12 protein-coding genes are annotated in these 13853 nt (G+C 64.0%); 1 reads left to right on the forward strand and 11 read right to left on the reverse strand.

Annotation, left to right across the window (positions count from 1 at the left end; all coding sequences use genetic code 11):
* Position 1: 1 nt before the first annotated feature.
* From FKZ61_RS20175 to FKZ61_RS20200, 6 genes are all read right to left on the reverse strand, one after another.
* A complete protein-coding gene (locus FKZ61_RS20175) occupies positions 2 to 1426 on the reverse strand; it encodes a Coenzyme F420 hydrogenase/dehydrogenase, beta subunit C-terminal domain (protein WP_141611950.1) in 1425 nt (474 codons plus the stop codon).
* Positions 1410 to 2435, reverse strand: coding sequence for a glycosyltransferase family 2 protein (locus tag FKZ61_RS20180; RefSeq protein ID WP_141611951.1), 1026 nt, complete (start codon positions 2433 to 2435; stop codon positions 1410 to 1412). Before FKZ61_RS20180 ends, FKZ61_RS20175 begins: the two co-directional genes overlap by 17 nt.
* Positions 2432 to 4489: a hypothetical protein gene (locus tag FKZ61_RS20185; protein ID WP_141611952.1), complete on the reverse strand. Its 2058-nt coding sequence runs from the start codon at positions 4487 to 4489 to the stop codon at positions 2432 to 2434. Before FKZ61_RS20185 ends, FKZ61_RS20180 begins: the two co-directional genes overlap by 4 nt.
* A gap of 8 nt (positions 4490 to 4497) precedes the next feature.
* Positions 4498 to 6069: a 4-alpha-glucanotransferase gene (gene malQ / locus FKZ61_RS20190; protein ID WP_141611953.1), complete on the reverse strand. Its 1572-nt coding sequence runs from the start codon at positions 6067 to 6069 to the stop codon at positions 4498 to 4500.
* Between the two features lie 73 nt (positions 6070 to 6142).
* Entirely contained in the window at positions 6143 to 6961 is an 819-nt protein-coding gene (locus tag FKZ61_RS20195) for a rhomboid family intramembrane serine protease (protein ID WP_211358655.1), read from the reverse strand.
* Between the two features lie 16 nt (positions 6962 to 6977).
* Positions 6978 to 7628, reverse strand: a complete 651-nt coding sequence (locus tag FKZ61_RS20200) for a guanylate kinase (protein WP_141611954.1) — start codon at positions 7626 to 7628, stop codon at positions 6978 to 6980.
* Between the two features lie 176 nt (positions 7629 to 7804).
* Here FKZ61_RS20200 and FKZ61_RS20205 point away from each other — a divergent pair, with 176 nt between their 5' ends.
* Positions 7805 to 8209 carry an FmdB family zinc ribbon protein gene (locus FKZ61_RS20205; RefSeq protein ID WP_141611955.1) on the forward strand — a complete coding sequence of 135 codons (405 nt, stop codon included), beginning with the start codon at positions 7805 to 7807 and terminating at the stop codon, positions 8207 to 8209.
* A 162-nt stretch (positions 8210 to 8371) separates the two neighbouring features.
* Here the strand turns inward: FKZ61_RS20205 and FKZ61_RS20210 are convergent, their stop codons facing one another.
* From FKZ61_RS20210 to FKZ61_RS20230, 5 genes are all read right to left on the reverse strand, one after another.
* Entirely contained in the window at positions 8372 to 8701 is a 330-nt protein-coding gene (locus tag FKZ61_RS20210; protein WP_229964336.1) for a cyclic-di-AMP receptor, read from the reverse strand.
* A gap of 125 nt (positions 8702 to 8826) precedes the next feature.
* Positions 8827 to 9465 carry a dTMP kinase gene (tmk, locus tag FKZ61_RS20215; protein ID WP_141611956.1) on the reverse strand — a complete coding sequence of 213 codons (639 nt, stop codon included), beginning with the start codon at positions 9463 to 9465 and terminating at the stop codon, positions 8827 to 8829.
* A 10-nt stretch (positions 9466 to 9475) separates the two neighbouring features.
* The gene (locus tag FKZ61_RS20220) at positions 9476 to 11152 is read right to left on the reverse strand and encodes a R3H domain-containing nucleic acid-binding protein (RefSeq protein WP_141611957.1); all 1677 of its coding nucleotides are present in this window, start codon (positions 11150 to 11152) and stop codon (positions 9476 to 9478) included.
* Between the two features lie 187 nt (positions 11153 to 11339).
* Positions 11340 to 12257: a hypothetical protein gene (locus FKZ61_RS20225; RefSeq protein WP_229964337.1), complete on the reverse strand. Its 918-nt coding sequence runs from the start codon at positions 12255 to 12257 to the stop codon at positions 11340 to 11342.
* Positions 12258 to 12612: 355 nt separating this feature from the next.
* A complete protein-coding gene (locus tag FKZ61_RS20230; protein WP_141611959.1) occupies positions 12613 to 13650 on the reverse strand; it encodes a potassium channel family protein in 1038 nt (345 codons plus the stop codon).
* Between the last annotated feature and the right edge of the window lie 203 nt (positions 13651 to 13853).

Consider the following 13853-nt stretch of genomic DNA (forward strand, 5'->3'; position numbering starts at 1 on the left):
GCTAGGCCTCCTGTTCTGGTTGCATGGGAACCGCTGCCGTGGGAGACGATTCTGGCGGCTGGACCACAAACGTGGTGTCGGCCAGCCCGCGCCGTTTGGCCGGTTTGGAGAGGTTCTTCCAGCCCTTGCGCAGGCTGTTGAACAGGGGCCCCAGCACGCCCAAAGGCACCCACTCCACCGCCCGGCGCGCCCACCGGGTCCCACAGAGCACGAAGAGGCCGCTGATCACCACCTCCACCAGCCGGCGCGAGAAGGGAATGGCCTGGGGGCGGTAGCCGTACTTGGGCGCCGGCTTTCCCCGTGCCCGGCGCCACTCCATGCGGATAAACGCCCCCCGTTTTTTGAAGTCCAACATGTGGCCGTGCATGGAGAGGGCTTCCTGGAGCGCCAGCGGCTCCAGGTGGACCACGCCCTGGCGCTGCATGGCCTGAAGCAGCTCTTCGCCCTGCTGGCTGCGGGCTACCACCACCGAAAAGCCCTGGCCCTGGGCCTCATAGCGGGGATGCCAGGCGTCGCCCACGGAAATGTCCGTCAGTTCGTTGGTAAAGTCTACGGAATAGCGGGTGCTGCGGGTGATGTAAAAGGGGATCAGGTAGTTGTAGTAAAACTTCTCCGCCCGCAACACCCGTCCCGAACGGGTGCGGATCTGGAGGTAGCCGGGCCATTCCCCTTCCCGGTAGCGCAGTTCGGCCACGTCGGTGACATCCTGGATGCCGTGGCTGCGCAAGAAACTTTCGATGGCGCCAAAGTACATGTTGGTCCCCACGTACGGCCCCAGGACGTAGCGGACTTTCCTGGCCGTGGGATCCCCCATCCTCTGGAGCTGGCGCAGGGCAGCCACCTGGTCGGGCAGCCCCACAAAGGCCACCCGGCCGGGAAAGTGGGCCAGGGAGGCCAGGATGGTGTTGACGGGAACCGGCGCGTAGACGCTCTGGCTGGTGGCCAGGATCTCCTCGGGCGTCCGGGCCAGGATGGGCTCGGCCTGCCAGGGGTGGGGCCGCCCCTGGCAGACGGCCACGGCGCCGTCGATCAGGCCGGTTTCCAGCAGGTAGAGCAGCGTCTGGGTGATGACGCCGCCCGAGGCCCCCCGCCGCCGCACGTCCGGGCGGGCCGAGTAGCCGATGTACAGGTGGCGGTAGCAGCCTATCAGCCAGTTTTCCGGCAGCTGCCCGAAGAGCCAGCGGCACAGGGCGGGATAGTCCACCCCTTTGCCGGGACAGGCCTCCCACGCCCCGGGAGCCAGGCGTACCGGGCCGTTGCCGGTGGGCCGGGGGAGGGGGCCATGGGCGGTGGAGACCATGTGCAAGGTCCCCTGGGAGAGCCCCACACAGGTGCCGCAGTGGGTGCAGAGGCCCGGCTGAATCACCTCGCGTTCCAACCGGGCAAAGACTGGGTCGGCCACGTGGGCGTCAAGATGGTCGGACATGGTTCTCGTGGGATTGGGCCCCGTCGGTCGGCTGGGCGTCATCGGCCGGGCCTGTCAGCTCGATGACCACATCGCTCTGCCGGCGGGTCTGAAAGGCGTTGGGCGAGCGGTGGTGGATCAGCTCGGCCAGCAACCCGGTGGCTGCCACCTGGATGGCCGCCATGACGATGACAATGGTGCTGACGTCAGCCAGTTGTTCGAACACCACCACACTGAGCACGCCCCAGGTTACCCCCAGCAGCAACAACAGCCCGCTGAGGGGCAGGAAGATGCGCAGGGGCGCGAAGTAAAGCGCGATGCGCAGAATGAGCTGGATGAAGTTCAGGGTATCCTGGATGGGGCGAATCTTAGAGCGGCCGATGCGGGCATGGTAGTTGATGGGGAAATAGTCCACCAGATAGCCGTTGGTGAGCATGCCCAGGGTGATGGTGGTGGTGAATGAAAAGCCATCCGGCAACAGGTCGAAGAAATCCAGGGCCGCGCTCCGTCGGAAGACCCGCAGCCCGGAGTTGAGATCGGGGATGGTCTCGCCGGCCACCAGGTTGGCCAGCTGGCCGATGAGCCACTTGGCCGGCCGCCGCAGCCAGGGGATGGCCACATGCTCGCCAATGCGCGCACCCACCACCATGTCCCATTCCCGGGCCAGAAGCCGCTCTACCATGGGCGGAATGGGCTCATGGGGATAGGTGCCGTCCGCGTCGGTGATCACCACCAGCTCGTGGCGGGCATGGCGGATGCCCGTCTTGAGGGCTGCCCCGTAGCCCCGGTTCTCCCGATGCTGCAACACCCGGACGCCGGCTTCCCGGCGGGCGATGGCCCCGGTCCCATCCTGGGAGCCGTCGTCCACCACCACGATCTCGTAGACCAGGCCTGCTGCCTCCAGCACTCGCCGCAGGGAGGCCAGCACAGAGCCAATCCCGGCCTCTTCGTTGTAGGCCGGGATGATGACGCTCACAGGCTGGGAAGCCGCGGGGGGCGGCGGAATCGTAGGCTCATGTCCCGGGTTCATGGGCGGATCTGGCTACGGGCGATTTCAACCTGGTTCAGGATGCCGTCCGGTGTCGTGTCCGGGACATCCAGCCGTTCCATGGTGGCCTCGTCGTAGAGGCCTATCAGGAGGCGATAGCTTCCCGGTGCCAGGTCGGCTGGCAGGGGGAGGCGTACCGTCTCCTTGAGCACATGGCCGGGCTGCCACAGGCTGGTGGGGAGCAACCCCCGGGCAGGGTAACCGTCCGGCTTTTCTCCGGCCAGGTCCGGGTTGAGTACCACCTCCGCCACCTGGAACTTCCCTTGTGCTTCAAAGGGATAGTGGTCGAAGGCCTGCACCTGATTGCCCGCTTCGTCCACCAGGTGCAGGAAGATCTTGTAGTCGCCCGGCATGGGCGCCAGGGCTTCCCAGTAGGTAGAGACGTAGATGGACTCGCCCGGCTGCCAGGGTCCTGGGGACACATCCACGCCCCGCAGTTGCACGGACTGGCCCAGGGGGACATCCAGGGGCTGGCTGGGCGACTGGGGGGCGTCCATGAGCACGGTGTAGACCTGGATCTCGTGGTCCGGTTCCCGGTCGTCCCGCACGTCCAGGCGCAGGGCATAGCGCTGTTCAGCGCCCGTGCGCAGGCTCGGGATCAGCTGGTCGAAGGTGTCGGTGTAGACCAGCACCGGACAGCCGTAGCGGTCGATCTCGTCCAGGATATCCTGAGCCGTCAACACGCCGCTGAAGAGCCGGGCCGTGGAGATCATGGAGAGCCGGGGCGTGGGCAGGCGCTCGGCCAGGAAGAGCAGGCGGTTTTCCTTGGTGACGATGCAGTCATCGGGCGCGGTGGTGGCCTGAACCAGGTCGATCACGGCCTGACGGGCCGGGTGGCGCTCCACGAAGCCCTCGGTTTCCACCAGGGGCAAGGGGGCCAACACGGTGAGACAGGCCAGGCCACCCAACAGTAAACGGTTGAAATGGGGCGCCCAACCGGCCCGGTGCTGGGCCAGGCGCTGGCTGCCCGCGGCCACGGCAACGCCGCTCAGCGCGGCCAGAGGCGGCAGCATTGTCACCAGGTGGCGGGGCCGTACCGGGTCGTGCAGGAACAGGAACGCCAGGGCCAGCATCAGCCAGACTCCCCACGGCCAGAGGCGGACCAGGCGAGCCCGCCAGGCCAGGACCAGGCCGGCCAGCGCGCCCACCATCAGCGGAATAAACTGGGCCACGTCGGCAAACTCCAGGGCTTCGGCGATGTTGACGCCGGCCCCGTCGGTCTCGATGGCTTCCCGCAGGGCAAAGCGGGAGAGGAGCACCTGGTGGATGAGCGCGCCGGGGTCATAAATGAAGAGGAAGACGGACGCCGCAGCCAGGACCCCTGCCGTCCAGAGCAGGCCCAGAAGCAGCAGGGTGCGCCAGGTGCGCCAGTCGGTCAGGGCATAGCCCCGGTCATACACCGCCCAGACCACCATCTGGGCCGCGATGACCGCGGGCAAATAGGGGACGAAAATCTTGAAGGTGGCACTCAGCCCAAAGAGCACGCCGGAGAGCAAAATCCAACGCCGTCGGCTCTGGGTCCGGAACTGCTCTGCCGCGGCCAGGGAGAGCAGGGCAAAGGCCAGGGCTCCGGCCTCCAGGTTGATGGAGGTGGAGACGAAGAAGTAGTGGGGATTAAACGAAAAGAAGAGCCCTGCCAGCAGGGCCGCCAGGGTGGCCTGGTGCGGAGGGGCCTGACGGCGTACCAGGTAGAACAGGGCCATCATTCCGGCCAGCCCATAGGCCATCATCAGGAGGCGGACGTGGGTCGTGGCGCCCCACAACCAGGCGCTGATCTCCATGGTCAACAGGGCGAACGGGGCGATGACCACGTAAATCTCCCGGTAGGGTGCATGGCCATGTTGGGCCAGCACGGCGAACATCAGGTTGTGGGTTTCGTCATAGCTCAGGGGCGTGGCCTGGCTGTACCAGAGCCGGGTCAGGAGAGAAACCAGCAGGAGGACAAAGAGTCCCACGGTGGAAGCCTGCAGCAGCCCGCGCGCCCGGCGGTCGGCCCTGGTAGCCGAGCCAGCCAGGGAGAGTCCATATCTGGCCATACGCCCTTCTACCCCTGTCCGCCGATCCCGGGGGCGTCCTGGCCCTGCTGTCCGCCGGCTTCCTCGTCCTTGCCTGCGTAGATGGCCGGGTCCCGGCCGAAGAGGGTGGTGGCCTCCAGCAGTCGGGCCTCGATCTCCGGCGTCAGCTGATGGGCCTGGAAGCGCCAGGTCCAGTTGCCCGAGGCCCGGCCGGGCAGGTTCATGCGGGCCTCGGTGCCCAGGTTGAGCACATCCTGCAGGGGGACCACGGCCATGGCGGCCACACTGCGCATGGCCGCCTCGATGAGGGTCCAGGCGGCGTCGTGGCCGTCGGTGCGGAAGTAGCGGCGAAAGAAGTCCCGCTCCTTGTCGGTGGCACTGTGTTCGTACCAGCCCCGGGAGGTGTCGTTGTCGTGGGTGCCGGTGTAGACTACGAAGTTGCGCCGGTAGTTGTGGGGCAGGAACTTGTCGCTGGCGTCGGTGCTGAAGGCAAATTGGAGGATCTTCATGCCCGGCAATTGAAACTGGTTGCGCAGGGCGATGACGTCCGGGGTGATCTCGCCCAGGTCTTCGGCAATGATGGGCAGCTCACCCAGCTCCCGGCGCACCGTGGCGAAGAAGTCGGCGCCGGGACCCGGCACCCAGCGGCCGTTGACCGCCGTTTCCTCCTGGGCCGGCACTTCCCAGTAGGCGGCAAATCCCCGGAAGTGGTCGATGCGCACAATGTCGTACAGCCGCAGCGCGGCCCGGATACGGCCCAGCCACCAGCGGTAGCCGTCCTCCTTCATCCGCTCCCAGCGGTAGAGGGGATTCCCCCAGAGCTGGCCGGTGGCGCTGAAGTAATCTGGGGGGACGCCGGCGACCATGGTGGGCTGGTAGGCTTCGTCCAGGTGAAAGCCCTGGGGATTGGTCCAGGTATCGCTGCTGTCCATGGCGACGAAGATGGGGATGTCGCCGATGATCTGGATATCTCGCTGGTTGGCGTAGTCCTTCAGCCGCTGCCATTGGCGGTAGAAAAGCCACTGGTTCAGCTTGTGGTTGTGTACTGCGGCCGCGTGCTGGCGAGCCGCCTGGGCAATGGCCTGGGGTTCCCGGGCGCGCAGTTCCATGGGCCACTGGTTCCAGGGCAGGCCGTTGTGGGCATCCTTCAGGGCCATGAAGAGGGCGAAGTCATCCAGCCAGTGGGCGTTTTCTGCGCAGAAGTGCTCGAACTCCTCCTGCTGGGCGGGGCTGGCCCGTCGCCCAAAGGAATTGGCCACTTCCCGCAACACTGGCAGCTTCCAGCGGTAGATGGCGCCGTAGTCCACCCGGTCGGCCGGGAAGGGGGGTGCCTGCTCCAACACCTGGCCATCCAGCAAGCCATCGGCCACCAGCTCTTCCAGGCTGATCAGATAGGGGTTGCCCGCGAAGGAGCTGAAGCTCTGGTACGGGCTGTCGCCGTAGCCGGTGGGCCCCAGGGGCAGCACCTGCCAGAGGGTCTGGCGAGTGCGGTGCAGGAAGTCCACCCACTGGTAGGCGGCCTGGTTGAAGCTGCCGATGCCGTACGGGCCCGGCAACGAGGTGGGGTGTAGCAGAATGCCACTCTGACGTCTGTAGTTCATCGAGAATGCTCCGTGTATACCACACGCACAGCCGTCGCCCGGTGGAACACCCGGGGCACGGCTGCCCACGCCTTCAGGATGCCAGCATGCGGCTGGTGGCGATCTGAAGGCCCGCGATCAGCAAGGCCAGACAGAAGAGGACCCAGGCCACCTCCTGCCAGGTACGGGGCTCCTCTTCCAGCGCCTGGGGCCCGAAGACGATAAAGGCTGGCGGCCTGTAGCGGGGAAGCAGGCCCCAGGAGACCAGGGCGCCGCCTGCCAGGCCGCCCAGGTGTCCCCAGTTATCGATGCCCGGCACACTCAGGCCAAAGAACAGGTTGATGGCGATCACGATGAGCATGTTCTGCAGGATCGCCCGCCCCCGGGGACCGAAGTTCTCTCGATAGCGCAAAAAGTAGACGGTGATGGCGCCAGCCAGGCCAAAGATCGCCCCGGAAGCGCCCGCAGATGGCACCGGTGAAAATGCGTAGCTGGCCAGGCTGCCGAAGAGCCCCCCCAACAGGTAGATGGCCAGGAAGCGCAGGTGACCGAAATAGCCTTCCACCATGGGGCCCAGGGCATACAGGGCGTAGAGGTTGAAGAGCAGGTGAAAGACCCCAATGTGCAAGAACATGGCCGTGAACAGCCGCCAGACCTCCCCCTGGGCGATCAGCTCGTTGACCTTCATGCCAAAGGTCCGCAGCACATAGATGTTCTGGGTGCCGTTGAGGTCATTATAGACCACAATGCCGTAGACCACCATGGCCACGAAAACCACCAGGTTGCTTACCAGCAACACCCGGGTCAGCCAGGGTGGCCGCAGGCGGATGAAAAACTGGGGCCGCGGCGGGAAAGGGGCCCCCAGTTGGGGGTCTGGCGTGGGCCTGGGCGCGTACAGTTCCGGTCTGTTCACAAGTCTGTTGCCACCCCTACAGCTCCACCGGCGTCCAGTCCACCCGGCTCTTTTCCGCGATGATGATGCTGATGACCTGCTCCACCGTCTTCTCCAGTTGATGCTCCCGGTTGACCACCACGTAGTCGAACTCCATGATTCGCCGCAGTTCCTGCCGGGCAGTGGCGATGCGCATTTTCAACTTGTCAGGCGGTTCCGTCTTGCGTTCCCGCAGGCGGCGGATCAGCTCTTCTTCGCTCTCCGCGGTCAGGAAGATGGTCACAGCGTTGGGGATCAGCTTGCGGATGGTCGCCGCGCCCTGCACGTCTATGCGCATGATGACGTCCTGACCACTGGCCAGGGCTTCCCGCAGGTGCTTCTTGGGGATGCCCTTGTACTCGCCGTAGACCACCGCATACTCCAGCAGTTCCCCTTGCTCGATCATCTCGGCAAATTCGCTCATGGAGACGAAGTAGTAATCCCGGCCGTGGACTTCGCCTGGGCGAATGGGCCGGGTGGTCGCCGTCACCACGAAGTGAAAGGAGGGGTAATACTGCTTCATCAGGTTCAGGGTGGCGTCCTTGCCCACACCGCTTGGGCCGGACAGCACCACCAGCACGGGCCTGGGCCGGTTCAAACTTTCGTAGAGGGCATCAATTTCGTGGTCTCGTTCTGAGATCTGTGTCACGGTTTGCTTCCGGTTTCCCTACTTTGTATAATCAACAGGCCTCCATCTGAATTCACAGAGCCACAGGGCCGACAAGCCCCGCGGGCGTCGTGGACAGTATAAGGGAGGACGGGCGAGGATTGAAAATTCCGGGCAACTGTTTTGCAATCGGCTGTTTTGCAATCGGCGAGGTCGTTATGCCAATCTACGAATATTATTGCCGGAGTTGTCGGAAGCGGGTCAGTGTGTTCTTTCGCAGCATCCGGGCGGCCAGCGAAGAGGAAGCCCGCTGCCCGGAATGTGATGGGACACAACTGCGCCGGCTGGTGAGTCGGGTACGCGTGTTGCGCTCCGAAGAGAGCCGGCTGGAGGAGATGGCCGATCCGTCGCTGATGGCCGGGCTGGAAAACGAGGATCCCCGGGCCCTGGCCCATTTCATGCGCCGTATGAGCGACGAAATGGGCGAACCCCTGGATCCGGAGATGAGCGAGGTGATCGACCGGTTGGAAGCAGGCGAAGATCCAGAGTCCATCGAACAGTCCATGCCCGAGCTGGCCGGAGACGGGGACTTCTCGGCGTCCGACGACCTGGACGACCTGTAGTAAATCCCGGCAGAAATTCGTCGATGGTTTCCATCAGAGGAAGCGCCCAGAGGGCACCCGGAATTTCTGCCGTGGTAGCTACGCCAGACCGTAGTAGCTACGGTGCGGTCCGGGTCTTCCGGTGGAAAGGCCTGGACCGCACCCTCCACTTATACCCTCAACTCACACCTTCTCGTAGTGCTCCACGTCCAGCACAAAAATGGTGGCGCCCCCCATGTGCTTCTCCACCGGTGTGGGGATGTGAACTTCGCCCGGTTCCATTACCGGGGGCAGGGGCGTCACATACTGAACTCGATCCGGGCAGCTTTCCCGGATGATGTTCAGCACTTCTTCTACCTTGTCATCTTCCACGCCACAGAAGACGGTGGTATTGCTGATACGCAGAAAACCACCGGACGAGCTGGTCAGGGTGGCAGAAAATCCCCGCCGTGCCAGCCGGTCCAACAAATTGCGGCTGTCATCGCTGTTGATGATGGCCATGACTAACTTCATGGGCTTCCCCTCGGGCTGGTAGGCAATCCCGGCAGCTGCTCACCAACCGATTCTGCTGGGGCGAAGCTGCCGAATTTCTGTCGCGGTATGGATGCCAGATAATATCGAGCGTTGAACTTTGCGCGTTACACCGTGCCGTGGGCCCGGCACACCGGCTCGACCCGCTGCCAGATGGCCCGCTGCACCCAGTCCACCGGCCGGGTGGCGTCGATCACCAGCCAGCGGCCGGGTTCCTGCGCGGCCAGGGCCAGATAGCCCTGCCGCACTGCCCGGTGAAAGTCCAGCGCCTGCTCTTCCATCCGGTTCCACTCCTGCTGGGCGCCGGCCTGTTTGCGTGCCAGCCCCAGCTCGGGATCCAGGTCCAGGTAGATGGTGAGGTCGGGCTGGAGACCGCCGGTGGCGTACTGATTCAGGCGGCGAAGCTCCTCCAGGGACTGGCCGTGGCCATACCCCTGGTAGGCCAGGGTGCTGTCGGCATAGCGGTCGCAGAGCACGATCTGGCCGGCGGCCAGGGCAGGCCGGATGATTTCATCCACCAGCTGGGCCCTGGCCGCGGTGAAGAGCAGCGTTTCGGCACGGGGGCTCATTTCGCTGTGGACGGGATCCAGCAGCAGGGCCCGGATGGCGTTGCCGATGGCGGTGCCGCCGGGCTCCCGGGTGGTCAGTACCGGCAGCCCCTGGTCGGCCAATGCCTGGGCCAGCAGGCGGATCTGGGTGCTTTTTCCGCTGCCCTCCGGGCCTTCAAAGGTGATCAGCAAGCCCACCGCTCCCTGCCTAATCCTTGCGGAAGATGCGGACACGGCGGTAGGGCTCGCGACCGTAGCTATGGCTGATCAGGTTGGCCGCCCGCACCAACTGATGCTGTTGGCTGCGGATGGCTGCAGAGCGGGGTGAGAGCTCCACATCGGAAGCCCCATTCAACACCCGCTGGATCCCCTCCTGGGTTTCCCGCATGGCCTCAGTGAAAACATCCACCGGATCCGACGGCACGTGGAAAATGTCGGCCAGGCACTGCTCCATCTGGGTCACCGTGTTGCTGCGCAGGATGTAGATGGGGATGTTCCGCCGCTCGGCATCGGCCAGCGGTTGAGGCTGCTGGCGATAGTAATTCTTCAGCGTCATCACCACATCGGCCGCATTCAGGTTATCCACGATCTGGATGGGCACATCCAGGCTGTTGGCCGCGGAGCGAAGCCGGTTCTGACCCACGCCATAGGGGAAGATCCGCAGGGGCTTCCGGGTTCGGGGCTCCTCGCCGACGTCGTTCGGGAAGCGCTCTGTGGCCGTCGATTCTTCCTGAGCCTCGGTGAGATTCCAGTGAGAACCCGGACGTTCGGCGCCCCGGTGGCTGCCGTTGGCGGTGGCCCGGTTGCCGTTCATCTCGCGCACCCGGCCTCCTCGCCGCGAACGGCCGTCGCTGCCATCCCAATATGGGCGCATGCGTCCGCCATCCGAGAGCTGCTCGATGTGGATCTCGCCGTTTTCGTCCACATAGCGCAGCTCCGGCGTCAATGGGCGGCCCCGCAACAGGGCGTCCACCGCCGCGGCCACATCGTGATGAATGACCATGCGCTGACGATCCTGGATCTCGATCAGCACGTTGAAGGTGGGCGGCGCGCGGCGCTCCAGGACGCTCTTCTGGGTGCCCCGGCGTCGGGCTTCTTCGTCCGACAGGGTGACCGATTCGATCCCGCCCACCAGATCGCTCAGGGTGGGGTTCATGAGCAGGTTTTCCAGGGAATTCCCATGGGCCGTGCCGATGAGTTGGACCCCACGCTCGGCGATGGTGCGGGCTGCCACGGCCTCCAGCTCTCGGCCGATCTCGTCGATGATGATCACTTCGGGCATGTGGTTTTCCACCGCCTCGATCATCACCTCGTGCTGCAGGGTGGGTTCGGGTACCTGCATCCGGCGGGAGCGGCCGATGGCCGGGTGGGGGATGTCCCCGTCGCCGGCGATCTCGTTGCTGGTGTCCACGATGACGACCCGCTTGTGCTCGCCACGCACCCGCGCCGCCTCCCGCAGCAGGGTCGTCTTGCCGACGCCTGGGCGCCCCAGCAGCAGGATGCTCTGGTCGCTCATGACGATATCCCGGATGATCTCGATGGTGCCGTAGACGGCGCGGCCCACCCGGCAGGTGAGGCCGATGATGTCCCCCCGCCGGTTGCGGATGGCGGAAATGCGGTGGAGCGTCCGCTCGATACCGGCGCGGTTATCCGCCCCGAAGTCACCGATCTGGCTGATCACGGTCTGGATATCCTCTGGCGTGATCTCCCGGTCGCTGAGGTACATTTCCCCGTCCACAAACCGGGCTTCCGGCAGCCGCCCCAGGTCCATCACCACTTCCAGGAGATCGGAGCTACGGTTGGCCTTTTCCAGGGATTCCCGCACGCGCTCGGGCAGGATGGCAAGGAGAAGGTCCAGATCATCTGAAATATGGAGTGTTGTCATAGTTGCGTCGTGGGCAGACGAAGTGGCCAATGGAGCCTTGTTCGTTTTCTGGTTAGTCAATTTATCTGTTGTTCGATCCTGTTAGACTAAACTGCGACCCTGTTATACGAAATTGCGACATCGCGTTGTGGTAGATGATGTTCGTCCAGCATTATGTAAGATTCACCTGTAAGACGCCAGGATGGGCTCACCGGTTCCCAGGGCTGGGGGAGGGCTCGGCTGGGGTGCGGGAACGCCGATGGGGAGTTAAGGTGTGCGGGGGCTTCTGGAGCATGAAACTGGGACGGATGGCCTCACCGACGCTTTCCATGGCCGGCACCCGGGCGGGGGTGACTTTGTGCACCCACTGAACCAGGTGTTTGACCATCTTGGCGCGATCGGTGAAGGGGGCAAAGCCGTAGTCGCCCAGCAGGGACTCGACCCCGCCCTGATAGTCGTAGACGCCCACGTAGATGGGCAGTTCTCCTTCACTCTCGGCGATCACCGTCAGTCCATAGCACAGGAGCTGGTGATAGTCCTCCATATCGGGCTGCAGGGTATCGGCCCAGATCTGGAGCCAGTATCCATGTCCGCCTTGCACGATCTGGATACTCCCCCCTACCATCCCCCCCCGAACCAGGACAAAGCTATGGGAGACACCGGGGTACCGCCATTCCACGATGGCGGGCTGCAGGTCGCCATCGGCCTGGATCCCCTCGGCTATCTGCACCCGTTCCGGCGTCAGGCGCGCGTAAAGCCGCCGCAATGCCCAGGCATCTGCTTCCACCTGAGGGCGAATGTCGGCGTAGATCAGATGGGCGTAGCTGGTTAAAAGTTGGGGGCGAAGCCGCCAGATGGTCTGCCGGGCGTAGAGCTGGAACCCTACCTGGCTACAGCTCTTGACCGGCAGGGGCTGATCCGGCGCATCCAGGTAGATCCGGGCGATCTGTTGTTTCGCGGCCTCGTTGATGTAGTGGGAAAGTAGCTTTTCCCAGATAGCGGGGTGGCCCAGGGGCTGATCCAGGGCAGGGGCCAACAGCACAATGTCCGCCTCGGGGCGGCCGGCCCGCTTTTGCGCCTGGAGAAAGCCAACCCGTGCCAGGCCATGCCCTTGCTGTCGAAGCACGTAGGTGGTAACCCTGGTGTGGCTCCAGGGAAATAAGGTGCTCAGAGACGCCCACAGAGGCGACTGGGGCTGTAGCAACGACTGGACAATGTTCAGCGTCGTTGCCTGACGGCCCAGCCGTTGGATCAAGAGGACGTCACTAAATTGAAAAGGGCGAATCACCGAATCGTCTGCTCCTTGAAAGGAGGACCATCTCCATTATTCTTACAGAGCATTCACACAGAGGCCATCACACCCTGCAACAGGAAGCGCCCGCAACCCTCTTACGTGGAAACATTCTACCGGAAAACAGGCCGATTGGCAAGTATCCCGCCATACAAAGCGATTATGTCAATATGCCGGCCAGGCCAATGCCTCAGTGGGCGTCGGCCATGTGGAGCCAGGGGCGATTGTCACCGGCCAGGCGGGCCAGCTTGGTCAGCTGCGCCACTGTTCCCAGCCCGATCAACGCGTCCCCAACCTGGAGCGGGTACTCGGGCCCCGGGCTGGTTACGATCTGGCCGTCGTGGCAACGGATGGCCAGCACGTTGACGCCGGTTTCGGTGCGCACCTGGCACTGCCCCAGGGTCTTGCCGGCCAGGGGCGAGTCCTGGCTGATGCGGATCTCTTCGATGCGCAGCTCCAGCTCCCCCTGGCGCATGATCACATCCAGAAATTCCACCACGCCCGGGTGGAGCAGTTGGGCGGCCATGCGGTGTCCCGTGATCCAGTAGGGGTTGATCACATGGTCGGCGCCGGCCATGCGCAGCTTTTTCTCGCTTTCGTAGAAGTTGCTGCGGGAAACGATGTATACGTCCGGGTTCAACGTCCGCGCGCTCAGAATGGTGAACACGTTGGTGGCGTCGCTGGGCAGGCAGGTACACAGGCCACTGGCCCGGTCGATGCCCGCCTGGATCAACACTTCCTCGTCAGCCGCATCACCGATGATGTGGGGGATGTCCTTTTCATCCAACTCTGCCGCCACATCCGGATCTGCGTCGATAACCACCACCGAAAAGCGGTTGGCCCGCAATCCCTCCACCACCTGCCGGCCCACCCGGCCATAGCCACAGATGATATAGTGCTTGTGCATTTTCCGAATCGTCCTCAGTGTACGTCGCCTGCGCAAAACCCCCCGCAGCTCACCGGCGACAATGTAGTCGGTTACCGTGCTAAAGGTGTACGCCGCGCCCCCCACGCCCAGCAGAATCAGGATCATGCTGAAGACCTGGCCCTCGGGCGACAGGGGTCGGACTTCACCGTACCCAACCGTGCTCAAGGTGATGATGGTCATAAACAAGGCTTCTCGCCACGACCACCCCTCCAGCCACATGTATCCCAGGGTGCCCACAGCCAACAAAACCACCAGGGTGAATATTACGCCCAACAGTCGGGTACGAAAGGTCAAGCCCATGAACGGTCATCTCTCTTGCTTGCATCGCCGGTGACCCTCACCGGTACGAGGGATTGTAAATGAGAAGGGGCGATCCTTCAAGAGAAGATTCGGAGGCAGGGCGTTCCAGGGAGGACGGGACAAGGGGTGCCATCGGGATCCCGATGGCACCCCTTGTCAGGAGAGAGAGGAAGTAAATATCAGAAGGAGCGGCAAGCCCGGAG

This window comes from Litorilinea aerophila, from assembly GCF_006569185.2.
GTDB classification, from domain to species: domain Bacteria; phylum Chloroflexota; class Anaerolineae; order Caldilineales; family Caldilineaceae; genus Litorilinea; species Litorilinea aerophila.